This window comes from Streptomyces lydicus (assembly GCF_000717345.1).
GTDB classification, from domain to species: domain Bacteria; phylum Actinomycetota; class Actinomycetes; order Streptomycetales; family Streptomycetaceae; genus Streptomyces; species Streptomyces lydicus.
Map to the genome: position 1 here is coordinate 13,577 of NZ_JNZA01000046.1, position 21,555 is coordinate 35,131.

A 21,555-nucleotide genomic window follows, 5' to 3' on the forward strand; every position below is an offset into this window, starting at 1 on the left:
GGCGTGGTCCGGCCGGGTCAGACGGCTTGGTTGCTGCCGAGGAGGATGGCGTTCTTCACGCCGCCGACCTGGTAGTTGAAGGTCAGCGCGTAGTCGAAGTCGAGCGGGCGGGGCCGCACGCCGGGGACGGGGTCGAACGACAGCCCGTCGGCGGGCTGTTCGCAGTTCGCGGTGGGGCACACCTGCCCGTACTCCATCATCATCAGCGTCAGGGCGACGCCCACGCAGCCGGCCGGGGCGCCGTTGTGGCCGAAGCAGCCCTCCTGGGACGTCATCAGCGGACGGCGGTCGGGCCCGTACAGCTCCCGGACGGCTTGCGACTCGAAGGCGGTGACGACGATGTTGCCGTCGCTGCCGCCGTGCACGTACGGCACGTTGTTCAGGTCCCACCGGTCGCCGAGGCAGCGGCGGACCGCGGCGACCAGTTCGCTGCCGGTCTCGTCGCACGCGAGCGGGTTGGCCAGCCCGTCCCGGGTCATGGCGGTGGACAGCACCTGGCCGTAGCGGTGCGCGCCGCGCCGGGTGGCGTGCTCCCGGCTCTCCAGGATCAGGGTGGCCGAGCCCTCCCCGTGGTTGATGCAGTCGGCCCGCCGGTCGTAGGGCCGCATCAGGGAGAGGAAGGACGGCACCAGCTCCGGCATGTCCGGGGTGCGCAGCGCGTCGTAGGTCTGCTGCGCGCCGTGCAGCAGCCGCTGGATGTTCTGGATGAGCCGCATGTCGAAGACGTCGACCCCGGTCACGACGGCGATGTCGACCTCGCCGTGGGCGATCATCCGCTTGGCGTTGGCGATCTGTACGGCGGACGAGGCGCAGCCGCACGAGACGGTGTAGCAGGGGCCGTTGGAGCGGGTCAGCGCGGCCTGCACCAGCGCGACGTCGGACGGGGTGACGGCCTGCTGGGCGGCGACGAACAGCTCCATCGCCTCCGGTGCGGTGGTCGTGGCGGGGTCGGCGCGCAGTACCGAGAGATAGCTCTCGACATTCGCGTCCACACCGCCGCGCCCCACCAGGACCGCGGCCTCGCCGAGCGCCCCGGCGCGGTAATTCAGCCCGGCGTCCGCACATGCCTGCGCGAGCGATACCAGGCCGTATCTGTGGGCCTTGGTGTAATGCCGGGAAAAGAAAGGGGGAAGGTCCGGAAAACGCTCGTCGAACATCTCCTGGGTCAGATTGACGGAGCCGTAATAGACCTCGTCGTACTGCAGACAGGACTGGCCGTTGACGGCGACGTCCCAGGCTTCTTCGGCGGTGAAGACCGGCTTCTCCGCGCCCGGCAGACAGAATCCGACACCGGTCACCACGGCGCTCCGGTCCGGATCGTACTCTTCGGGGTTCCTGACTTCTCGGTTCACGACAGGACTCCGTCCCTCACGAGGATCATCATGTTCCCGCTCCTCTGCGAACTGCGCTCTTCTCGGGCCGCACGGCGCCTACTCGGCGATGGTTGTGCGGTAATGCCAGCGATAGACGGGGACCTGCTCTCCGTCCAACTCGGCGTATTCGCCGTAGAATTCGAAGCGCTCGTAGCCATTGCCACGCACGAGCCTTACCGGGTCCCGGACATCCTCGCGCGAGTTCTCCGGCAGGGCCTTTCCACCGGGCTCGTCGACGAGAATCACGATGTTTCTTCGCGCCATGCTGCACTCTCCGGTGTTCGTCTCAGGGTGTGCTGATCTCAGCCGGTGCGCCGGCTGGTCCGGATACAGATGTGCGGCGGGGGAACCTGCAAAGAGGTCACCGCGAGCGGCGGCTGCCGGGGGGAAGGGGGCGCCGGCCGACCCGGCGTGGCCTGCGGAGCGGCACCGGGCGGGAGGGGCGTGGGCGGCGGCGCGAGCGGCGGCCGCGGCCGCGGGCCGGGGGCGGGACACAGGTGCCGTTCCCCCGCCGGCCGGCGGTATTCGATCGCATGACGCCCCCTCGGTCGAAGGGTGGGGGGCCGATCAGCCGGTGCCGAAATCGACACCGGCTGACGGATCCAAAACCCTCTACCGGGGACGCCCATACGGCACCACGGTCTGACCGCAACCAGGCACGGGGCCGGGCCAACGAGTAGGCCAGATGCCGCTCCCCGGAGAGGGTGGGCGGCCCACCGGTTGGATGCGACAAGTTATCCACGTCGCATAGACGCGCTACAACAGTCAACCGATAAGGCCACCCGTTCGGAGCAGCGCGAAAACTGGAAACTCGTACCAACTTGCGCCGCGGCATTGGTCGATGTCTTTAATTCGCTCATGACTGATGCAGCGCCGCCTTGCTCACTTCTTCCGCTCCACCGCGAAATGGGGCTGTGTGCAACATTGCGCGCGCCGCTCGGCATTCACGCACGGGGTGCCCGGCGCCCGTAGAGCGGCCGCCCGGCCGGCGTTTGGTCCGCCGGGACACCAGTCCCGGCCCGAACACGCCGCCCAGTAAGGCCAATTGACGTGGCCGCCGGTCCCGAACCGGCTCCGCGCGCACGAGTACCCCGCGGTCTCCCCACACACCGGACTGCCGACAACTCCCCATCAGACAAGGGCCATTCGCTAATGACGTTTGATTCGGTGTGCCGGTCTTCCCACGCGAGCGACACCCCCACGATGACGCTCGCCGAGTACGGGGAACACCGGTGGCAGACCGCGATAGACGGGCTGGAGCCGCTGACCATGTCGCCCTACCGGGCCGGGTGGCGGCTGCGCGTCCTGCCCAGCATCGGGCACGTCCTCGTACGCCGGATGACCCGCCGGGTCGTCAACCGCGCGCTGCACTGCTGGATCGCCGACGAGTGCGGCCTGTCGACGGTGAAGAACAGCCTCGCCGTGCTGGTGCGCGTCCTGGAGCAGGCCGTCCGCGACGGCCTGCTGGACGCCAATCCGGCCCGGGTGACCGGCTGGCAGCAGGAGTTCCAGCGCGCCCAGGCCGAGCACGCGGCACCGCGGCAGCTGGCGCTGCCCGGCCCGGAGGCGCTCGACCGGCTGGCGGCCCTCCTCGTCCAGCGGTCCCCGGACGGCTACCCGGGCTGGGGCGACATCGTGCGCTTCGCGGCCTGGACGGGCACCCGCTTCGCCGAGGTCTCCGCCCTCCGGGCGCAGGACATCGACACCGACAGCTGGACCTGGCAGGTGTGCCGGCGCACGGTGTCCGAGCCGGGCGGCCTGGTGGACTGCGCCTCCCGCGGCCGCAGCCGGCGGACGGTGCCGCTGCGCCCCGCCGCCCGGATGCTGGTGGCCGGGCGGCTGGAGGCGGCGCGGCACACCCCGCAGGCCCGGCTGTTCACCGGCCCGGCCCGCCGCCGGTTCTCCACCGCGGTACTGCGCGAGGCGACCGGCTGGGACGACGTCGTGGTCGACCTCGGGCACCCGTATCTGCTGCGCCACGACCTGCGGCACACCGGGCTGACGTGGATGGCGGACGCCGGGGTTCCGCTGCCCGTGCTCTGCCAGGTCGCCGAGCGCCCGTCGCTGGAGGCCGTCCGGCGCTATCTGCCGCCCGGCGGCGTTCCCCCCGCGGCGACGGCGGACGGCCGGGAGCCCCGGCCAGGAGCCGGCCCCCGCCCGTGAAGCGGGCGGGGGCCGGGTCGGTCGTACTGCGCCCTCCGAGGGGCGACGGCACCGGAGCCTTCGGCCGTCTCCTACGGGCAGGACATCCAGCCGCCCGCGGGATCCGGCGTCACGGACCCGGGCCGCCTACCTCCCGGAGAGCTCTCCTTCACCTCACAGGTAGGTGAAGGTACCGGCGTTGGCGGTGCCGCCCAGGGTCTGGACGGTCACCGTCACGGTCGACCCGACGGTGCCGGGCGGGACCGTCCCGGTGAGGGAGGTGCCGGTCCCGTTGACCGTGACTCCGGTGGCGGGAGTGCCCCCGAAGAGCACGGTCGCACCGGACAGGCCGGTGCCGGAGAGGGAGAAGGTGGACCCGGCGGTCGCCGAGGTCGGCGTCACCGGGACGGTGACCACCGGGGCCGGCGGGAGGTAGGTGAATCCGCCGGGGACGGTCGCGGTGCCGCTCGGGGTCGTCACGACGACCGGGACGTTGCCGCCGCCGGCGGGTCCGGCCGGGGTGAGGCCGAACAGCACGGTGCCGGTGGGGTCCGTACCGAGGACCGTGGCCGGGGTGCCACCGAAGGTGACGGTCCCGCCCTGGAGGTTGGCACCGAGGACGGTGAACGGGGTACCGCCCGCGGTCGGCCCCGAGGCGGGGACGATCACCGTGGCGGTGGGCGGCAGCGGCGGCGTCCCCGTCACGTAGACGTATGTCACCGGGTTGGTGGTGCCCACCGCGTTGGTCGCGGTGACCTGTACGGCACCCGCGGCGTGCGCCGGGGCGAGCACCGAGACGGTCAGCCCGAGGGGGTCCTGCCCGACGATGGTGGCCGGCGTGCCCCCCATGAGGACGGTGGTGGTGCCGGCCAGGCCCAGCCCGACCAGGGTCACGGTGTTGCCGCCCGAGGTCGGCCCCGAGTTCGGCAGCACGGCGAGCAGCACGGGCCCCAGCCCGAGGGACTGGAGGTGCGGCTGCTGGACGGGCGAGATCAGTTGGGGTGTGGGTGTGGACATGCAAGTCCTCCTGCTGTCTGCGGCTTGTTGCCCGGCTCCGCTCGCGACGGACGCGGTGCGTCCTCGGAGCCCGGGCACTGGCAGCAGCCGGCCGTACGGGAGAACGGCTCGGGCGGGCACATCGGGCCGGATCACACCTGGGGAGTGTGCGGGGCCGCCGTGCTGCCGGCCGGCCCCCCGCCGCCCCACACGAGGGGCGGCGGGCGGACCGACTGCTGAAGCCCGAGGGGGATGGACGGCCCACCGACCAGGCACCACCAGTAACCCAGAGGTGCTGCCGACCGACAACGGCCTTGACACCAGGGCACCCGTTCGGCCCAGCGCGCATTCCGGCGCAATCACCACGGTTGTCCACAGGCCGCGGCAGAGCACTCCGCGAAGCTCGTAGGCTTCAGGAATGGCTCAGGCGGACGTGGAAGTGGTCGTGGACATGGATGTGGAAGGTGCTCCCGAGGCGGGCGAGGCGGTGCAGGTGCTGCGCCGGGTCTTCGGCTACGACGCGTTCCGCGGCAGTCAGCAGGAGATCATCGAGCACGTCATAGGCGGCGGGGACGCCGTCGTCCTGATGCCGACCGGCGGCGGCAAATCGCTGTGCTACCAGATTCCCTCGCTGGTCAGAAGCGGTGTCGGGGTGGTGATCTCGCCGCTGATCGCCCTGATGCAGGACCAGGTCGACGCCCTGCGGGCACTCGGCGTGCGGGCCGGCTTCCTCAATTCGACGCAGGACCTGGAGGAGCGGCGGCTGGTCGAGGCCGAGTTCCTCTCCGGAGAGCTGGATCTGCTGTACCTCGCGCCGGAGCGGCTGCGGGTGGAGCAGACGCTGAACCTGCTGGACCGGGGCAAGATCTCACTTTTCGCCATCGACGAGGCACACTGCGTCGCCCAGTGGGGCCACGATTTCCGGCCGGACTACCTGGCGCTGTCGATGCTGCACGAGCGCTGGCCCGAGGTGCCGCGGATCGCACTGACCGCCACCGCCACCGAGGCCACCCACGGCGAGATCAGCAGCCGGCTGCGGATGGCGGACGCCCGGCACTTCGTCGCCAGCTTCGACCGGCCGAACATCCAGTACCGGATCGCGACCAAGAGCGAGCCGAAGCGGCAGCTGCTGGAGCTGCTGCGCGGGGAGCACCCGGGCGACGCGGGCATCGTCTACTGCCTCTCGCGCGCCTCGGTGGAGAAGACCGCGCAGTTCCTGGTGGACAACGGCATCGAGGCGGTGCCGTACCACGCCGGCCTCGACGCCCGTACCCGCGCCGCGAACCAGGCGCGCTTCCTGCGGGAGGACGGGCTGGTCGTGGTGGCCACCATCGCCTTCGGCATGGGCATCGACAAGCCGGACGTGCGGTTCGTGGCGCATCTGGACCTGCCGAAGTCGGTGGAGGGCTACTACCAGGAGACCGGCCGCGCCGGGCGTGACGGCCAGCCGTCGACGGCCTGGCTGGCGTACGGCCTCCAGGACGTGGTGCAGCAGCGCAAGATGATCGACGGGTCGGAGGGCGACGAGGCGCACCGCAGGCGGCTGTCGGCGCACCTCGACGCGATGCTGGCGCTGTGCGAGACGGTGCAGTGCCGGCGGGTCCGGCTGCTGGCCTACTTCGGCCAGGAGAGCACCCCCTGCGGCAACTGCGACACCTGCCTGGTGCCCCCGCAGACCTGGGACGGCACGGTCCCCGCGCAGAAGCTGCTCTCGACGGTCGTACGGCTGCAGCGCGAGCGGGGGCAGAAGTTCGGAGCGGGCCAGCTCATCGACATCCTGATGGGCAAGAAAACCGCGAAGGTCATTCAGTTCGACCACGACCAGCTGAGCGTCTTCGGGGTGGGCGCCGATCTCCGCGAGGCCGAATGGCGGGGCGTGGTGCGGCAGTTGCTGGCCCAGGGCCTGCTCGCCGTCGAGGGTGACTACGGCACCCTCGTGCTCACGGACACCAGCGGCGAGGTGCTGCGCGGCGCGCGCGAGGTGCCGATGCGGCGGGAGCCGGAGAAGCCCGCGCGGGCGGCCCGGTCCAAGGCGTCGGGCAAGCGGGCGCCGGTGGACCTGCCCGAGGAGGCGCTGCCGGTCTTCGAGGCACTGCGCGGCTGGCGGGGCCGCACCGCCAAGGAGCAGGGCGTCCCCGCGTATGTGATCTTCCACGACGCCACGCTCCGGGAGATCGCCACGGCCCGGCCGGCGACGGTCGCCGCACTGGGCGCGGTCAACGGCGTCGGCGAGAACAAGCTCGCGAAGTACGGCGAGCAGATCCTGGACGTCCTGGCCGGCGGGGACGGCGGGGACGGCGGGGACGGTGGCGAGGCCCCCGCGGCCCCGGCGGCCGCGCCCGCGGGCCGGGGGACGGCGCCCGAGCCCGAGCCGGCGGACGAGGAGGCGCTGCCCGAGCCGCCGGACGACATCGACTGGTGAGCACACCGGCACTTCGACCCCCTGTGCGGCCTTTGACGGGCCGCGCGGGGCGGTCCGTCACACGACCGGTGCCAGAGATCTTGCTGGCTGTTACACAACGTACGGGTTGCCGTTAAGGACGCTCCGTACCGTGCTGTGCCGTACCGCGCCCCTATCGGCGGCCCACGCCGCCCCCGACGAGGAGTACCCATGCGGAGCCGGAGCCGCTCCATGATCCGTACCGCCACCGTCGCGACCGGCGCGCTGGCCGTCCTGCTGCTTCCCGCGGGCGCCGCCTCCGCCGCCGATTCCACCGCGCCCACGGAGAGCCGGACGTCGATCATGCTGCCCGACAACGGGCTGGCGGGACTGGCCGAGAAGGCCGGCCATCTGCCCAAGGCGGGCCTCATCGGCGGTGCCGGCGCGCTGGGCGTGGCGGGCGCGGTCGCCGTCGTGCACCGCCGGCGGCACGGCAGCCGCAGCCGCCGCATCTGACCCGGACCGGCCGGCCCGGCGTACGGACCGGCCGCCGGAAAACCGCGGCCGGAGCGTGGTCCGTTCCCAGGGAGCGGGCCGCTACTCCCCCAGCATCCGCTGCACGTCCCCGTACCCCAGCACCCCGCCGCCGGTCCCGGTCACGTCCGGCAGCTCCCGCCCCTCCCGGATGGCCTCCGCCGCCCCGAGCGTGGCCTGCAGCGCCGTACGGAAGAGCAGCGAGCCGGTGCTGATGCGGCGCACCCCGAGCTCCGCCAGCCGGCCGAGGGTGTGCCGGCCCGGGGTGAACAGGATGTTCACCGGCGCCGGCACCTCGGCGACCAGCACCGCCACGTCCTCGTCGGCGACCACCCCGGGGACGAAGATCCCGTCCGCGCCCGCCGCCAGATAGCTCTCGGCGCGGGAGAGCGTCACCGACAGCGGCGGCGGGGCGTCCACCAGCCAGTGGGTGTCGATCCGGGCGTTGAGGAACAGCCCCGGCGCCCGCTCCTTCGCGGCGCTGATCAACTCGGCCTGCCGGGCCGGATCCTGCAGCCCCGCGCCACCCGGCAGCCCGTCCTCCAGATTGAGCCCCGCGGCCCCGGCCTCCGCCAACTCCCCCGCGAGATTGGCCACCTGGGCCGCGTCGCCGCCGAATCCGCCCTCGATGTCGACGGTGTACGGGCACTCCAGCCGGCCGTTGAGGCGCAGCGCCAGGGCCAGCGTCGCGTCCCGGGCCTCGGCGAGCGCCCGCCCGTCGGGGTAGCCGTGGGCCGCGGCGACTCCCAGGCTCGTCGTGCCGACCGCCGGGAATCCGGCCCCGGCGAGCACGGCGGCCGAGGCGACGTCCCAGGCGTTGGGCAGCAGCAGCGGCTGGTCGGCGTGGTGCAGCGCGTGGAAATGGAAGGTGGCGTACTCCGGGGAGCTACTCATACCGGCACCGTAGGCATGTCTGCCCGCCGTAGCCACCGAAGACTCGCGGCGGGCCGGGGCGCGATGACCACTCCGGCGTACAGCACCCGCCCGCACGGCCCTCGCCCCCTTCCCGCCGCGGCCCCGCCGCCACGCCCCGGGTGTCCCGGGCGCGGCCGCCGCGGCTACCCCTGCCCCGCGCACGCCCCCGGCCGCCGCCCGTACACCGTGACCCGGGCACCGTGGACGTCCGTGCCGGCGCAGCGCTCGAAGGCGTCGCGCAGGGTGCTGCGCTTGGCGATCTCCTGGTCGCTGTCGTCGGTGGGCCGGCCGTCGGGGTCGCCCGCGACGATGATCCGGCGGACGGTCAGTATCCGGTCGTGGATGGCGTCGCCGGAGCGTTCGGTGCCGTAGAGGGTGTGGGAGGCCCGCGGGCTGCTGGCCAGGGCGAGGTCGGTCAGACCGCGGAAGTCGTGCGGAAGGGTGGCCCGCCAGATCCGCCGCCGGGACGGCATGAACAGCAGGCCGTCGCCGGGCCGGGCCTGCGCGCGTACGGCCTCGGCGACCGCGGTGACGTCGTCGACCCGGCTGTCGGGGCTGCGCAGATGGACGTTGACGGGCAGCAGCGCGGCCACCGCCGCCGCCACCGCGAGGCTTCTGCGCAGCCGCCGGGCGCGGGTCTGGCCCTGTTCGCCGGCCGGACGCAGCAGCCGGGCCAGCGCGGCCCCGGCGAGCAGCGCGAACCCCACGACGTAGTAGAGGACGTAGCGGTCGACGTAGGCCGGCTCGACGTGGGAGAGGAGCAGCAGCAGGAGGGTGGGCAGGAGCAGGAGGGGGATGCCCACGGCCCGCAGGCCGACCGGGCCGCGGGAGCGCACCGGCACGCGGGCGCAGGCGACGCCGAGCACCGCGAGGACGGCGAAGGTCAGCAACTGCAGCGGGTCCGGCCACATCAGCCAGCTGAGCTGCGCGGACTGCCGGCTGCTGTAGACGGCCAGCGGCGCGAGCACCGCGAGGACGGTCAGGCAGCACAGGGCCCAGGCGCGCAGCACCCGGCGCGGCAGACGCGCGAGCACCAGTGCGGCGCCGTGCGCGGCCAGCGCCAGCGACGCGAACTCGTGCAGCAGACAGGCGCACAGCATCAGCGCCGTGTAACCCGGCCACAGTGTTCGGCGCGGCGGCCGGGCCGCGGTCAGCACCAGCAGATACGTCGCCCAGACGACCAGCGCGCAGACCGCCGCGTAGGAACGGCCCTCCTGGGCGTACTGCTGCACGACCGGGACGAGCGCGAAGGTGAGGCCCGCGAGCAGCCCGGCCCGCCGCCCGACCAGGCGCTGCCCCAGCAGGGCGACGCCCGCCGCGGCGGCGGTCATGGCGGCCACGGACGGCAGCCGCAGGCCGATCACCTCGCCCAAGGCGCCACCCAGGGTGGTGTCGTAGACGCGGAACCAGACGTGTATCAGCGCGTAGTACAGGCCGTGGACGACATCGACGTGCTGGAGCGTGGGCCACAGATCGGCGAGGCGGCGGTGCGCCATGTCGTACGTGGCCGCCTCGTCCCGCCATACGGCGTCCCGCCGGCGGATGCCCCACGCCCCCAGGAACAGCATCAGCCCCGAGGGCATCAGGACCACCGTCCCCCGTGCCACCCACTCACGGGCGGACACGGCGGACGCGTACGCCTTGGGTGCTTGCGCTGCGTCGATGACGGACTCCGGTCACATACGGGACGGAGGAGGACGGGCAAGCACACTGTAAGCGGCGGCGCGCCCGGGTTCCGGGCGCGCCGCGTGGATCTTCGCCGGGCCGTTCCCGGCCCAAGTCGCCACGCACGGCCGCCCGGCTGAGCGACGAGGTGCCATCGCGCCGTTTCCTGCCGGTCCGGCCGTCGATCGTGACGAGACCACGACACAGGGGAGGGTACGGGCGTCGGGGTAGGCCGGTTCGACGTGCGACGGCCGAGCAGCAGGAGGGTGGGAGGGAGAAGCCGGGGGACGCCCAAGGCGCGTATGCCGAGGGGCCGCGGGTCGGACGCCCGCGGCCCCCGGCAGCCGGCTCAGGTGATGCGGACCAGCTTCGCTCCGAACGAAGGCTCGACCAGGTCCTCCTTCAGGGCGACCGGCACCTTCTGCATGCTTTCGCCGTTGCCGACGGTCAGCACACCGACCTCGGTGCCGGCCTTCGCGGTGTGCGGGACGGTCTTGCCGCCGTCACCGACACTCAGCTTCAGCTTCTGGCCCGGGACGCCGACCGCCTTCAGGTCCTTGGTGGCGACGACCGGCGTGAGGCCGTTCAGGCCGTCGTCGACATAGCCGACGACCTGGCCCTTCTTCACCGCCGGGGCAGAGGTCAGCGCGTTGCGCACGGCCTCGATGACCTTCTGGCTGTTGTCCTTGACCAGGGTGAGGCTGTTGGCACCGTCGGGGTCCAGGCCCTTGAAGTGCTGGTCCATCATCGTGCCCAGGATCAGCCGGTCCTTGCCGTCGACGGTCTTGTAGGCCGCCCAGGAGAGCGTGCCGCCGGCCGCCGTGCTGGAGCCGGTCTTGATGCCCTTGATGCTCAGGCCGGCCAGCAGCAGGTTGTCGATGTTGCTGTTGATCCGCTGCGACAGGCCCGGGATGTCGGCGTTCGTCATGGCGACGATCGGCCGGAAGGCGTCGTACTTCATGACGGCCTCGGCCAGCTTCAGCTGGTCCACGGCGGTGCTGACGGTCTTGGGGTCCAGGCCGCTGGGGTCCGTGTAGGTGGTGTTCTTCATGCCCAGGTCCTTGGCGGCGGCGTTCATCTTCTTGACGAACGCCGCCTCGTTGTCGGACTTGGTGTCCCAACGGGCCAGCAGCCGGGCGATGTTGTTGCCGGACGGGATCATCAGCATCTTGAGCATGTTCTGCTGGCTGAACTTCTGCCCGGCCTTCAGCCCCTCGATCCGGGACTCGTGCCTGGAACCGCCCTCGGTCACCGCCTTGGCGTCGACCTCGATCTTCGGCCCCCCCTCGTCCTTCTTGAGCGGGTGGTCCCGGAGGATGACGTAGGCCGTCATGATCTTGGCCACGCTCGCGGTCGGCACCGGCTTCTGCGGGCCGAACGTCCCCAGGTCACCGGAGCCCACCACCTTGATTGCCGCCTGGCCCTGCGCAGGCCACGGGATGGTGAGCTTGCCGCCCTCGAAGGTGAACGAGGACGTGGCGTCGCCGACGGTGAGCGTCGGGTCGGGCAGCGGGCGCACGCTCTGGGCCACCACGAAGATGATCGCCAGGAGCACGGCCAGCGGGGTCCAGATCTTGAACCGGCGGACGACGATGCGCAGCGGGGTCTCGGGCGGCGGCGGGGTGTTGGTGAGCTTGGCCAGCAGGTCGAGCGGGGGCAGCGGTTGCTGCTTGGTCCGCTCCGACTCGGGCAGCCCGGCCGCGGCGCCCGCGTCGGCGGCGGGCGGCATGGCACCGGGCCGGTCGGCGGGCTTCGGCGGCGTGCCCGGCTTGGCGGGCGCGGCGGCCGGCAGCGCCCCGGCAGCGGCGGCGGCCTTGCCACTCGCGCCCGGCGCCTTACCGGCAGGCTTGTCCGCCCCCTTCGACGTCTCCTTGGGGACATCCTTGGTCGCGTCCTTCGCCGCGCCCTTCGGGGTCTCCTTGGCCGTCTCCTTCGACGTGTCCTTGCCGGGCGTACGGGCCGGGGTCCTGGGCGCCGTCTTGCCCAGTGACCGCCCCGCCGCGGAGTCGTCGGCCGACTTCAGCGCGACGAACTGACTGGTCCGCTCCGCGTCGCTCTCGGCAGCGGAGCCACCGCCCTTGGCGCCCTTGGACTCGTCCTTGGCCTTGTCCTTGGAAGCGGCCTCTTCCTTGCCCTTGTCGCTGTCCTTGGAACCGAGCGCCCCCTTGGCGCCCTCCGCGGCCTTGCCGTTGGCCTGCTCCGCGGACGTGTCCTTCGTGTCCTTGCTCTGCTCCGCGGACCGGCCCTTGGCGGGCGGGTTGATCTTGAACGCCGTGGTCGCCTGGTCGACGGCCTCGCCCGAGGCAGCCTTCCCCTTACCCTTCGCGACAGCAAACACCCGGGTGGCGTCATCGACCGCCGACCCGCCGTCACCGGCCTCGCCGTCACCCGGCTCGCCGGCCGCGTCGTCGGCCTTCCCGTCACCCTCGGCGCCGGACGCACCCTTCTGCGCCCCGACCGTCTTGAACACGGCCGTCGGCTGATCAACAACCTTGCGCTCAGCCTTGGCCCCGGACTTGGCCCCGGACTCAGCCTTGCCCTTGACCTCGGAGTCAGCCTTGCCCGCAGGCTCGACCTTGGCCTTGGCGTCAGCCTTCGCCTCCGCCTCGTCCGTGACGTCGACGGGGGCCTCAGCCTCCGCGGCCTTCGCGTCCGTCTTCGCCTCGCCCTTCACCCCGACCTTCGCACCGGACTTGCCGCCCTTCGCGTCGGACTTCACTCCGGCCTTCGCATCGGCCTTCGCGTCGGACTTTGCAGCCGGCTTTGCGGCGGCACCCTCGGAGTCGCCCTTCACCGCACCGGAAGACTCCTCGGAGCCGGACTCCTCAGAGCCGGCCTTCTCCGAACCGGCCTTCTCCGAACCGCCCTCGGACACCGACGCCTTGGCGCCGGACTCGCCGGAACCCTCCGACCCGGACCCCTCGGACGCACGGCCCTCAGAGGCCGGACTCCCGGAACTCTCGGAGCCGGACTCCCCGGCGCCACCGGCGCGGTCGGCGCCGTCGCCGCCCTCTTCCGCGTCGCCCTCGTCGCCCTTCCCGGCGACCCAGGCCGCCACGGCGTCCCGCAGACGGCCGTCGCCGCCCTCGGCGCCCTCGGCGTCCGCAGTGGCCCCAGTGGCCTCCTGAGGCGCGTCAGAGCCCTCAGGGGCCTCGCCCTTCCCAGGCGCCTCGGAATCCTCAGCCGCCTCAGCAGCCCCGGTCTCCGTCGCCGGCTCGTCCGGCTTCCCGCGGAGGACCGACAGGCGCGGATCACGTCCGCTCTGCGCCGCCTCCCCCGACGACTGCTTCTTGTCCGACTTGTCGGGGGACTCGCCCGCCACCGATGTCTCCTTCGTACGTCGCACTGCCCTGCCCGGCCCAGTGTTTCCAAGTGTCCTGTGTCCGCGCGACGTCACCCCACCGCCACGCGAATCGGGACGCGCCCCACCCCTCGGAGAGATGTCGCCCACGTGCAAGACGAGAACGACATACCTACCGGTTCCCTACCGAACCCCCCACGCACTCTCGACAGATGAATGTGAGAGGGGTCACCCTGTCATTCATCCACGCGGGGAGGCATGGATGGGCAGGAGCCGCAGAACAATTCCGGAGGAGCTTCTGCTGCTCGCTTTGGACCCGACGACGGGTACCACAGCGCAGCCGCAGTCGCTCGACCTCGGCCTGGCCGGGGCCCAGCTAGTAGAGCTGGCTCTGGCAGGACGGATAGCCCCAGACGGGGATCGTATCGCCGTGGTGATGGCACGGCCGACAGGAGATCCGACTCTGGACTCCGCGCTCGAACTGCTGCGCCGACGCGGCAGTCCGGTGCGGGCGGTCCACTGGATCGGCGGACCCCGACTGGGGCTTCGCCAGACGTACCTCACGCATCTCGAACGGTGCGGCATGGTGCATGCCGTGGCGGGCCAGATGTGCGGGGTGCTGCCGACGACGCGCTACCAAGCGACGGAGACGGCCATCAGCCGGGAAATCAGGGCCCGGCTGGACAACGCGATCCGCACCGGCGTACCCCCGGACCCGCGGACCGCGGCGCTCGCCGCGCTGGCTCATGCGGTCGGACTCGGCAAGCACCTCTACCCAGGGAACGAAGGGCGGTCATCGCGCTCCCGTCTCCGGGATCTGATCCGGCACGACCCGATGGGCGGGCTGGTCGCCCACGCCGTCATGGACGTGCAGAACGGTGCCGCGGCACAGCCCCGACGGCCGCAGGCCGCCGGAGCAACAGCGGGAGCAGGAGCCGTACGGCAGCCGGCGGCCCGTGCCGCGGAACCGGCCGGCGCGCCGGGGCAGGCACGGCACGGCCACGGCAGGATGGCCCGGGTGGGCGCCCGCTGACGCCCTGAGGGCCGCGCCCGTACGCGCCGCACGCCCCTCGCACCACCAGTGCGCACGTACGGCGTTCCGCACCACCGGTGTACGACACCTGACGCCCCCGCAGCACCGGCGCCGGGCCACGTCAGCACCGCTCTTGCACCACCTCCGCACCATTCGCACCACCGTCCCCACAGTCCCGTTCGGGAGCCGCAGCAAGAAGCGCGGGGTGGCGGACCGGCCGTCTCGGACGACGGCCGGCCCGCCACCCCGCGCACATGACCGCTCGCCTTGTGTGTGCGTTTCACTGCGCGGTGTCACTCCGGAGTGGCAGTCTGCTGAAGAAGAAACAACAGCAGTACGGAGCCGGAGGTGCACTTTCCGTGGCGTCCAATGTCAACCCCACCGTCAGGCGACGCCGGTTGGGCCAGGAGCTGCGCAGGCTCCGGGAGCTCAAGGGCATGACGGCGGAAGAGGTGGCCGAGCGGCTGCTGGTCTCCCAGTCGAAGATCAGCAGGCTCGAGAACGGCCGCCGCAGCATCAGCCAGCGCGATGTCCGCGACCTGTGCGGCGTGTACGAGGTCGAGGACCACCGCATAGTCGATTCGCTGATGCAGATGGCGAAGGATTCGCGCCAGCAGGGCTGGTGGCACGCCTTCGGCGACATTCCGTACAGCGTCTACATCGGTCTGGAGACCGAGGCCGCCTCACTGCGGATCTACGAGTCCCTGCTGGTGCCGGGCCTGCTGCAGACTCCCGGTTACGCCGAGGCCGTCATCCCGGGCACGGTCCCCGAGCTGGCGCCGGACCACTTGGAGAAGCGCATCCAGGTGCGGATGCGCCGCCAGGAGCGGGTCAACGACCCCGAGCGGCCGCTGCGGCTGTGGGTGGTGCTGGACGAGAGCGCCCTGCGCCGGGTGGTCGGCAGCCACCTGATCATGCGCGAACAGCTCGACCATCTCGTCGAGATGAGCAATTTGCCACATGTGACGGTGCAGATCCTTCCGTACGACACCGGCGCCCACGCCGGAATGTCGGGAACGTTCTCGATCCTGGAATTCGACGACGCCTCCGATTCCAGCGTGGTGTACATCGAAGGCGTCACCAGCGACCTCTATCTGGAGAAAACCAACGATGTGCACAAATACACGATCATGTACGAGCATTTGCGTGCACAGGCCCTGAGCGCGGAAGCCAGCAGGGAGTTCATCGCCGCGGCGGCGAAATCCCATGCGGACGCGAGGGGGTAAGGCCCGAGCTTCACGGAAAGCGGGCGGAATCCAGGATTCCGGAGAAAGGGTTCGCACGGTACACCTGCCCGCTGGCCGATGAAAAGAGATCAAGGAATATGCCATTCGGACGGGTGAACGGCCTCTGCGGCTCGTGATGTTGGCGCGTAGCGTCATCACTACCGAATCCGCGGTAACTCAGAGTGAGCTGGAGTGAACATGGCCGTGCAGCCGAATTCCGCATTCTCCTGGACCAAGTCCTCGTACTCCGGTGGCAACGGCGCCTGCGTGGAAATCGCCGTCCCCACCACCGCTGCCATCGCGGTGCGCGACTCCAAGGACCCCGAGGGGCCGCGCCTGACCTTCGTCAACTCCGCCTGGAGCCGCTTTGTGTCGGACGTCGCCGATGGCACGTTCGACGTGGCGTGACCTGAACCCTCACGATCCGCTTTCCGCAGATACGAGCCCTCTCGACTGGATCGCCGTCCCGGCCGAGGGGGCTCGGCCCTGCCCGGACCCGCACGCCCCCTCCCGCGAGCGCCCCGCCTCCCCGCTACCAGGCCCCGGGGATATTACGCCCCGTGAGCGGAATTCAGCGCAATTCGGCCACGTACCGGTCCGTCCCCGGGACGGTCGGAACGAACGGCGCCACCAGCTCCACGCGCCCCAGCCCTGACTCCGCCACCTCCCGCCCCAGGTCCGCGAAGTGCGCCGCCCACCCCTCGCGCGGGTCCTGCTGGAGGAACCACAGCAGCGTCAGCCGGGTCTCGACACCCTCGACCTGCTTCACGTACGTCATCCGGTCGCCGGGTAGCGGGGTGGGCCGGAAGACCGTGACCATGGCCGCCGGGGAGCCCGCCAGCCGCTGCGGCAGATGCCGGGTGCGCAACCACGCCAGCAGCTCCGCCCGTTCCCGCGGCCCGGCCGCGTCGATCACCTCCAGCACCAGCCCCGCGTACGGGTGGTCCAGTGCGTGGAAGTCCCGGGGGCCCTCCGCCCCGTCCCGGTAGACCGTCGCCACATGGTCCTGGAAGGCCGTGAAGACGTGCGTACGGTCCTGGTGGATCCGGCCGTCCCGGTTGAGGCGCCGGTTGATGGCGACGGTCCACCGCATGTGCTCGTCGTAGCGGCCCTCGGTGAGCCAGTACGTGGAGAGGTAGCAGCCGGCCGTCACCGGCCGGGCGACGGCGGACTCCTCGGGGTAGCGCAGCAGTTGCAGCGCGCGGGTGGCGACCCAGCGGCGGCCGGCGAAGATCCAGGGCATCGCCATCGCCCCGGCGATGTAGTGGTCGTCCTCGTACCAGCGGTTGTAGCCGTGCTCATGGCCCGGATGCGGTTCGACCATGGTGATCAGCGCATGCCCGGGGTGCACGCCGTAGGGACCGATGGCGGCCAGCTCGGCATAGGTGGCGGCCCGGGTGTCCACGGCAGTCTCGGCGGCGGGTTCGGCAGCCGAGCCCGCCGGTGTGTCCGTGCTGTCTGCGGTCATGACAGACAGGTCTAGCTGACGCAGCATCAGAAGGGGAGGGGTGCGGGAGACGGAGGCGGCGGAGCAGGAGGAACGGGCGCACTTCGTTCACTATGCGGGCACCCCTGCACACCGCCTTCCGCCGCGCTTAAGCTGCCTGGCATCTGCAGCTAACGAGGGTTAACCGCAGATCTGAGCGATGGGAGCTGCCATGCCGGACGTGCCGGACGTGATCCTTTCCGAGGCCCGTACCCCCGCCCCCGCGCTCGCCGCGCGCGCGGCCCGCACCGGCAGCTCGCCCGTACGCGACATCCTGGCGCTCACCGCCCGGCCCGAGGTCATATCGTTCGCCGGCGGGCTGCCCGCGCCCGAGCTGTTCGACGCGGCGGGCATGGCGAACGCCTTCCGGCACGTGCTCGCGGAGGCGCCGCGGCGGGTCCTCCAGTACTCCACGACCGAGGGTGACCCGGCGTTGCGGGCGGCCGTCGCGGCGCGCTACTCCGCCCGCGGACTGCCCACCGAGGCCGACGACCTGCTGGTGACGACCGGTTCCCAGCAGGGCCTGTCGCTGCTGGCCACCGCGCTGCTGGAGCCCGGTGACGTGGTGCTGGTCGAGGACCCCTGCTACCTCGCGGCGCTGCAGATCTTCTCGTTCGCCGGCGCCCGGGTGGTCCCGGTGCCGACCGATGACGGCGGCCTGGACCCGGCCGCGCTGGACAAGATCGCCGCGCGCGAGCGGCCCAAGCTGCTCTACGTCATCCCCACCTTCCAGAACCCGACCGGCCGCACGCTGTCCGCCGAGCGACGGGCCGCGGTCGCCGAGGTGGCCGCCCGCCGCGGCCTGTGGATCGCCGAGGACGACCCGTACGGGGAGCTGCGGTTCGAGGGCGAGCCGGCGCCGTGGGTGGCGGCCTTCCCTGGGGCCGAGGACCGTACGGCGCTGCTCGGGTCGTTCTCCAAGGTGATGGCGCCGGGGCTGCGGCTGGGCACGGTGCGGGCGCCGGCCGCGCTGCGGCGGGCCTGTGCCATCGCCAAGCAGGCCGCCGATCTGCACACCTCGACCATCGATCAGGCCGCCGCCGCCCGGTACTTGGCGGTCACGGACCTGGACGACCATCTGGCGCGGGTGCGCGACGCCTACCGCGCGCGGCGGGACGCGCTGATCGACGGGCTGCCCGCGGCGCTCCCGGAGGGCTCGCGGTGGAACCGTCCGGCGGGCGGCATGTTCGTGTGGGCGACGCTCCCGCCGGGCTACGACGCGGCGGCGCTGCTGCCCGAGGTCGTCAAGCATGACGTCGCCTACGTCCCCGGGGCGCCGTTCTTCGCCGGGGCGCCGGACCCGACCGCCGCCAGGCTGTCGTTCGTGACGCACGCGCCGGAGGAGATCCGCGAGGGCCTGGGCCGCCTGCGCAAGGCACTGGAGGGCGCCCGCCGCGAGGGGTGAGCCCCCGGTGGCCAGGGGGCGGCCCGCCCCGCCCCCTGGCCACCGGATCGCCGCCGCCTCTGGCCTTCCGACGCCCTCCGCCCTACCCTGACGCCTCTACCTGACGCCCCATCAGTTCTGTTGACGGATGCGCCGGGCCGGCCCGACAGGAGGCAGAGATGCTGCTGCGGAACAAGACCGTCATCGTCTCGGGCGTGGGGGCCGGCCTCGGCCATCAGGTCGCGGCGGCGTGCGTACGGGACGGCGCCTCGGTGGTGCTGGGCGCCCGTACGGAGGCGAACCTCGCCAAGTCGGCCGCGCTCATCGACCCTTCGGGCGAGCGGACGGCCTGGCGGGCGACCGACATCAGCGACGAGGGGCAGTGCGAGGCGCTGGCCGGGCTCGCGGTGGAGCGGTTCGGCGGGATCGACGCGGTGGTCCATGTCGCCGCGCTCGACGCGCTCTTCGGCGGCCTGCGGGAGGCCGACTTCGCTTCCTGGCGCGATGTCGTGGACGTCAACCTCTTCGGCACCCTGCGGATGACCCGGGCCTGTCTGCCCTCGCTGACGGCACGCGGCGGCGGTTCGGTGGTGATGATCGGCACCCAGTCGTCGGTCGCCGCCCCCTCACAGGTCCAGCAGGCGGCGTACGCAGCATCCAAGGGCGGGCTGGTCTCCGCGATGTACTCGCTGGCGCGCGAGCTCGGGCCGGACCGGATACGGGTGAACACCGTGCAGCCCGGCTGGATGTGGGGCCCGCCGGTCGAGGCGTACGTACGCTTCCAGGCGCACACCGAGGGCGTACCGGAGGCCGAGGTACTGGCCCGGCTCACCGAACGGATGGCACTGCCCGAGCTGGCGACGGACGCGGACGTGGCGGAGACCGCCGTGTTCCTGGCCTCCGACCGGGCGCGCGCCATCACGGGCCAGTCGCTGCTGGTCAACGCGGGCGAGCTGATGCGGTAGCGGTCCACTGCGAGAGCCGGACCTGCGCGCCGGCCCTGCTCGCCGCCCCGCCGACCCCTCCCCTTCTCTCCCCCCTTCCCCTCTCCCCCCTCCTCCTTCAAACGGCTGTGGCCGCGCGGGATCCCGTTCCCGTGCGGTGGTGCGTGCGGGCCAAGCCAACGGCGCCCGGCGAAGTGTCCGTTCATCGTGGGTTCGGCGGTCGGCGCGGGACAACGCCCGCGAGAGTCAAGGGGATGCAAAATCGTTCGCTTTGCTGATCGTGATTCATATCCATGACCAGTGATGGTCTTGACCAGTCCGCTCAAACGGCGGTTCAATCCCCGAAGTCCCCACTCCCGCAAGGGGACCCCACCCCACAGGACGTCACGGCGAAGTGAAGAACGTTCACAAGGCGGACCCCTGGAGGGGGCATGAACAGTCTCGACTGGGCCGTACTCATCGGCTACTTCGGCGTGATGGTCGCGATCGGTGTGTGGTCGCACAAGAGGGTGGACGACGTCAGCGACTTCTTCACCGCAGGCGGCAAGATGCCGTGGTGGCTGTCCGGCATCTCGCACCACATGTCCGGCTACAGCGCAGTGATGTTCACCGGGTACGCCGGTATCGCCTACCAATACGGCATCACCTCTTATGTCACCTGGTCCTTCCCCATCGCGATCGGTATCGCCATCGGAGCGCGCCTGTTCGCGGGACGGCTCAACCGGCTGCGCTCACGGCTCGGTGTCGCCTCGCCGCTGGAGTACCTCAAGGCCCGCTACAACCTGCCGACGCAGCAGGCGCTGGCCTGGTCCGGCGTACTGCTGAAGATCGTGGACGTGGGCGCCAAGTGGGCGGCCATCGCCACCCTGTTGTCCGTCTTCACCGGCATGTCGCTCAACCAGGGCATCCTCATCACGGGCCTGATCACCGGCGTGTACTGCACCGTCGGCGGACTGTGGGCGGACGCGCTCACCGAGCTGGGGCAGTTCGTCATCCAGCTGCTGGCCGGCGTCGCGATGCTGGTCACCGTCCTGGGCGAGCTGGGCGGTTTCAGCTCGCTGTGGACCGTGTGGGACAAGCTGCCCGACAGCCACACCCAGCCGACCGTCGGCCCGTACACCCTGACCTTTCTGCTCGCCTACCTCTTCATCAAGACCTTCGAGTACAGCGGCGGCATGTGGAACCAGGCCCAGCGCTTCATGGCCACCGCCAGCCCCCGGCAGGCGAAGCGCTCGGCAAGGCTCTCGGCACTGCTGTGGTTCATCTGGCCCGCCGTCCTCTTCTTCCCCATGTGGGTGGCACCGCTGCTGGTCAAGGCGCAGAAGCCGGACGCCTCCGACTCGTACGCGCTGCTGACCGAACGCCTGCTGCCGCACGGCCTTCTGGGGCTGGTCATTGTCGGCTTCTTCTCCCACACGATGGCGATGTGCTCGTCGGACGCCAACGCCATCTCGGCCGTCTTCACCCGCGACATCGCGCCGGCCCTCTCGGCGAGGGCGCGCGCCTGGTCGCACCGGGCCGGGCTGCTGGCCGCGCGGCTGTCGACGGTCGCCTTCCTGGCGCTGTCGATGGCGATAGCGACCCAGGTCAACTCGCCAGCGTTCAAGGACATCATCACCGTCGTCATCAAGTGGGTCGCCGGACTGGTCGGCCCGATCTCCATCCCGTTCCTGCTCGGCATGCTGCGGGTCTTCCGCAGGTCGGGGCCGACGGCGGCGCTGGGTTCGTGGGCGGCCGGCCTGTTCGCCTTCTGGCTGACCAACTACGGCCTGAGTGATGTCCAGTTGCAGATCCAGATCGTCTCGCCGGTCGCCACCTCACTCGTGCTCTACCTCCTGCTCGGCCTCGTACGGCCGGAGGGCACCGAGGAGCGGGACGCGGTGCTGGCGCGGATCAACTCCGGGGGCGACGACGACGGCACCACCGGGGCCTGGGCGGTGGCTGGGGCGGGTGCTGGTGCGGGTGCTGGTGCCGATGGTGGCGCTGGGGCGGGCGCTGGTGCTGGTGGTGCTGGTGGTGCTGGGGCGGCGGCGGGTCTCGCGGGGATTCCGGAGCAGGCGGCCGGGTCGGAGGGGCGGGCCGGGGACGAGCGAAGGGGGGACGGGCGAAGGCAGGACGGGCCGGGGCTCAGGCCGTAGGGCCAACGGGCGTGGCGGCTCGTGCCTCGACGGGTGGG

At 71.7% G+C, this 21,555-nt stretch carries 16 protein-coding genes; 9 read left to right on the plus strand and 7 right to left on the minus strand.

All coding sequences use genetic code 11. The features are described from left to right. Positions 1 to 17 precede the first annotated feature (17 nt). Positions 18 to 1,352 carry a beta-ketoacyl synthase N-terminal-like domain-containing protein gene (locus tag OO62_RS32290; protein ID WP_180290050.1) on the minus strand — a complete coding sequence of 445 codons (1,335 nt, stop codon included), beginning with the start codon at positions 1,350 to 1,352 and terminating at the stop codon, positions 18 to 20. Positions 1,353 to 1,430: 78 nt separating this feature from the next. Beyond that, entirely contained in the window at positions 1,431 to 1,637 is a 207-nt protein-coding gene (locus OO62_RS32295) for a DUF5988 family protein (RefSeq protein ID WP_033271229.1), read from the minus strand. A gap of 939 nt (positions 1,638 to 2,576) precedes the next feature. On the opposite strand from OO62_RS32295, the gene OO62_RS32300 reads away from it, so the two are divergent. Then, on the plus strand, positions 2,577 to 3,536 hold the full coding sequence (locus OO62_RS32300; protein ID WP_206738499.1) for a tyrosine-type recombinase/integrase: 960 nt from the start codon (positions 2,577 to 2,579) through the stop codon (positions 3,534 to 3,536). 153 nt (positions 3,537 to 3,689) lie between these two features. Here the strand turns inward: OO62_RS32300 and OO62_RS32305 are convergent, their stop codons facing one another. After that, positions 3,690 to 4,532 carry an IPT/TIG domain-containing protein gene (locus OO62_RS32305; protein WP_033271230.1) on the minus strand — a complete coding sequence of 281 codons (843 nt, stop codon included), beginning with the start codon at positions 4,530 to 4,532 and terminating at the stop codon, positions 3,690 to 3,692. Positions 4,533 to 4,962: 430 nt separating this feature from the next. On the opposite strand from OO62_RS32305, the gene recQ reads away from it, so the two are divergent. Both recQ and OO62_RS32315 read left to right on the plus strand, forming a co-directional pair. Continuing rightward, a complete protein-coding gene (gene recQ / locus OO62_RS32310) occupies positions 4,963 to 6,933 on the plus strand; it encodes a DNA helicase RecQ (protein ID WP_033271252.1) in 1,971 nt (656 codons plus the stop codon). 189 nt (positions 6,934 to 7,122) lie between these two features. Then, positions 7,123 to 7,407, plus strand: a complete 285-nt coding sequence (locus tag OO62_RS32315; RefSeq protein ID WP_033271231.1) for a hypothetical protein — start codon at positions 7,123 to 7,125, stop codon at positions 7,405 to 7,407. Positions 7,408 to 7,488: 81 nt separating this feature from the next. On the opposite strand, the gene OO62_RS32320 is transcribed toward OO62_RS32315, so the two are convergent. The 3 genes from OO62_RS32320 to OO62_RS32330 form a co-directional block, all read right to left on the minus strand. After that, positions 7,489 to 8,319 (minus strand): isocitrate lyase/PEP mutase family protein, encoded by an 831-nt coding sequence (locus OO62_RS32320; protein ID WP_033271232.1) that lies wholly within the window; start codon positions 8,317 to 8,319, stop codon positions 7,489 to 7,491. A 164-nt stretch (positions 8,320 to 8,483) separates the two neighbouring features. Continuing rightward, entirely contained in the window at positions 8,484 to 9,965 is a 1,482-nt protein-coding gene (locus OO62_RS32325; protein WP_228332467.1) for a glycosyltransferase family 39 protein, read from the minus strand. Between the two features lie 389 nt (positions 9,966 to 10,354). Then, complete coding sequence (locus OO62_RS32330) at positions 10,355 to 13,327, minus strand: D-alanyl-D-alanine carboxypeptidase family protein (protein WP_033271234.1); 2,973 nt, start codon at positions 13,325 to 13,327, stop codon at positions 10,355 to 10,357. Between the two features lie 241 nt (positions 13,328 to 13,568). On the opposite strand from OO62_RS32330, the gene OO62_RS32335 reads away from it, so the two are divergent. The 3 genes from OO62_RS32335 (at position 13,569) to OO62_RS32345 (ending at position 15,973) form a co-directional block, all read left to right on the plus strand. After that, positions 13,569 to 14,339 (plus strand): GOLPH3/VPS74 family protein, encoded by a 771-nt coding sequence (locus tag OO62_RS32335; protein WP_033271235.1) that lies wholly within the window; start codon positions 13,569 to 13,571, stop codon positions 14,337 to 14,339. A 359-nt stretch (positions 14,340 to 14,698) separates the two neighbouring features. Beyond that, positions 14,699 to 15,565: a helix-turn-helix domain-containing protein gene (locus OO62_RS32340; protein ID WP_033271236.1), complete on the plus strand. Its 867-nt coding sequence runs from the start codon at positions 14,699 to 14,701 to the stop codon at positions 15,563 to 15,565. Positions 15,566 to 15,763: 198 nt separating this feature from the next. After that, entirely contained in the window at positions 15,764 to 15,973 is a 210-nt protein-coding gene (locus OO62_RS32345; RefSeq protein ID WP_033271237.1) for a DUF397 domain-containing protein, read from the plus strand. A 163-nt stretch (positions 15,974 to 16,136) separates the two neighbouring features. Here the strand turns inward: OO62_RS32345 and OO62_RS32350 are convergent, their stop codons facing one another. Beyond that, entirely contained in the window at positions 16,137 to 17,033 is an 897-nt protein-coding gene (locus tag OO62_RS32350) for a hypothetical protein (protein WP_051733802.1), read from the minus strand. A gap of 190 nt (positions 17,034 to 17,223) precedes the next feature. On the opposite strand from OO62_RS32350, the gene OO62_RS32355 reads away from it, so the two are divergent. The 3 genes from OO62_RS32355 (at position 17,224) to OO62_RS32365 (ending at position 21,517) form a co-directional block, all read left to right on the plus strand. Further along, entirely contained in the window at positions 17,224 to 18,456 is a 1,233-nt protein-coding gene (locus OO62_RS32355) for an aminotransferase-like domain-containing protein (protein ID WP_051733803.1), read from the plus strand. A 158-nt stretch (positions 18,457 to 18,614) separates the two neighbouring features. Next, entirely contained in the window at positions 18,615 to 19,400 is a 786-nt protein-coding gene (locus OO62_RS32360; protein WP_033271238.1) for an SDR family oxidoreductase, read from the plus strand. 410 nt (positions 19,401 to 19,810) lie between these two features. Continuing rightward, positions 19,811 to 21,517: a sodium:solute symporter family protein gene (locus OO62_RS32365; RefSeq protein WP_228332468.1), complete on the plus strand. Its 1,707-nt coding sequence runs from the start codon at positions 19,811 to 19,813 to the stop codon at positions 21,515 to 21,517. The last annotated feature ends 38 nt before the right edge of the window (positions 21,518 to 21,555 follow it).

Bases quoted from the DNA above. Each gene is read 5' to 3' on its own strand.
- OO62_RS32295 (WP_033271229.1), bottom strand. From the start codon at position 1,637: ATGGCGCGAAGAAACATCGTGATTCTCGTCGACGAGCCCGGTGGAAAG.
- OO62_RS32300 (WP_206738499.1), top strand. From the start codon at position 2,577: ATGACGCTCGCCGAGTACGGGGAACACCGGTGGCAGACCGCGATAGAC.
- OO62_RS32305 (WP_033271230.1), bottom strand. From the start codon at position 4,532: ATGTCCACACCCACACCCCAACTGATCTCGCCCGTCCAGCAGCCGCAC.
- recQ (WP_033271252.1), top strand. From the start codon at position 4,963: ATGGATGTGGAAGGTGCTCCCGAGGCGGGCGAGGCGGTGCAGGTGCTG.
- OO62_RS32315 (WP_033271231.1), top strand. From the start codon at position 7,123: ATGCGGAGCCGGAGCCGCTCCATGATCCGTACCGCCACCGTCGCGACC.
- OO62_RS32320 (WP_033271232.1), bottom strand. From the start codon at position 8,319: ATGAGTAGCTCCCCGGAGTACGCCACCTTCCATTTCCACGCGCTGCAC.
- OO62_RS32335 (WP_033271235.1), top strand. From the start codon at position 13,569: ATGGGCAGGAGCCGCAGAACAATTCCGGAGGAGCTTCTGCTGCTCGCT.
- OO62_RS32345 (WP_033271237.1), top strand. From the start codon at position 15,764: ATGGCCGTGCAGCCGAATTCCGCATTCTCCTGGACCAAGTCCTCGTAC.
- OO62_RS32350 (WP_051733802.1), bottom strand. From the start codon at position 17,033: ATGACCGCAGACAGCACGGACACACCGGCGGGCTCGGCTGCCGAACCC.
- OO62_RS32355 (WP_051733803.1), top strand. From the start codon at position 17,224: ATGCCGGACGTGCCGGACGTGATCCTTTCCGAGGCCCGTACCCCCGCC.
- OO62_RS32360 (WP_033271238.1), top strand. From the start codon at position 18,615: ATGCTGCTGCGGAACAAGACCGTCATCGTCTCGGGCGTGGGGGCCGGC.
- OO62_RS32365 (WP_228332468.1), top strand. From the start codon at position 19,811: ATGAACAGTCTCGACTGGGCCGTACTCATCGGCTACTTCGGCGTGATG.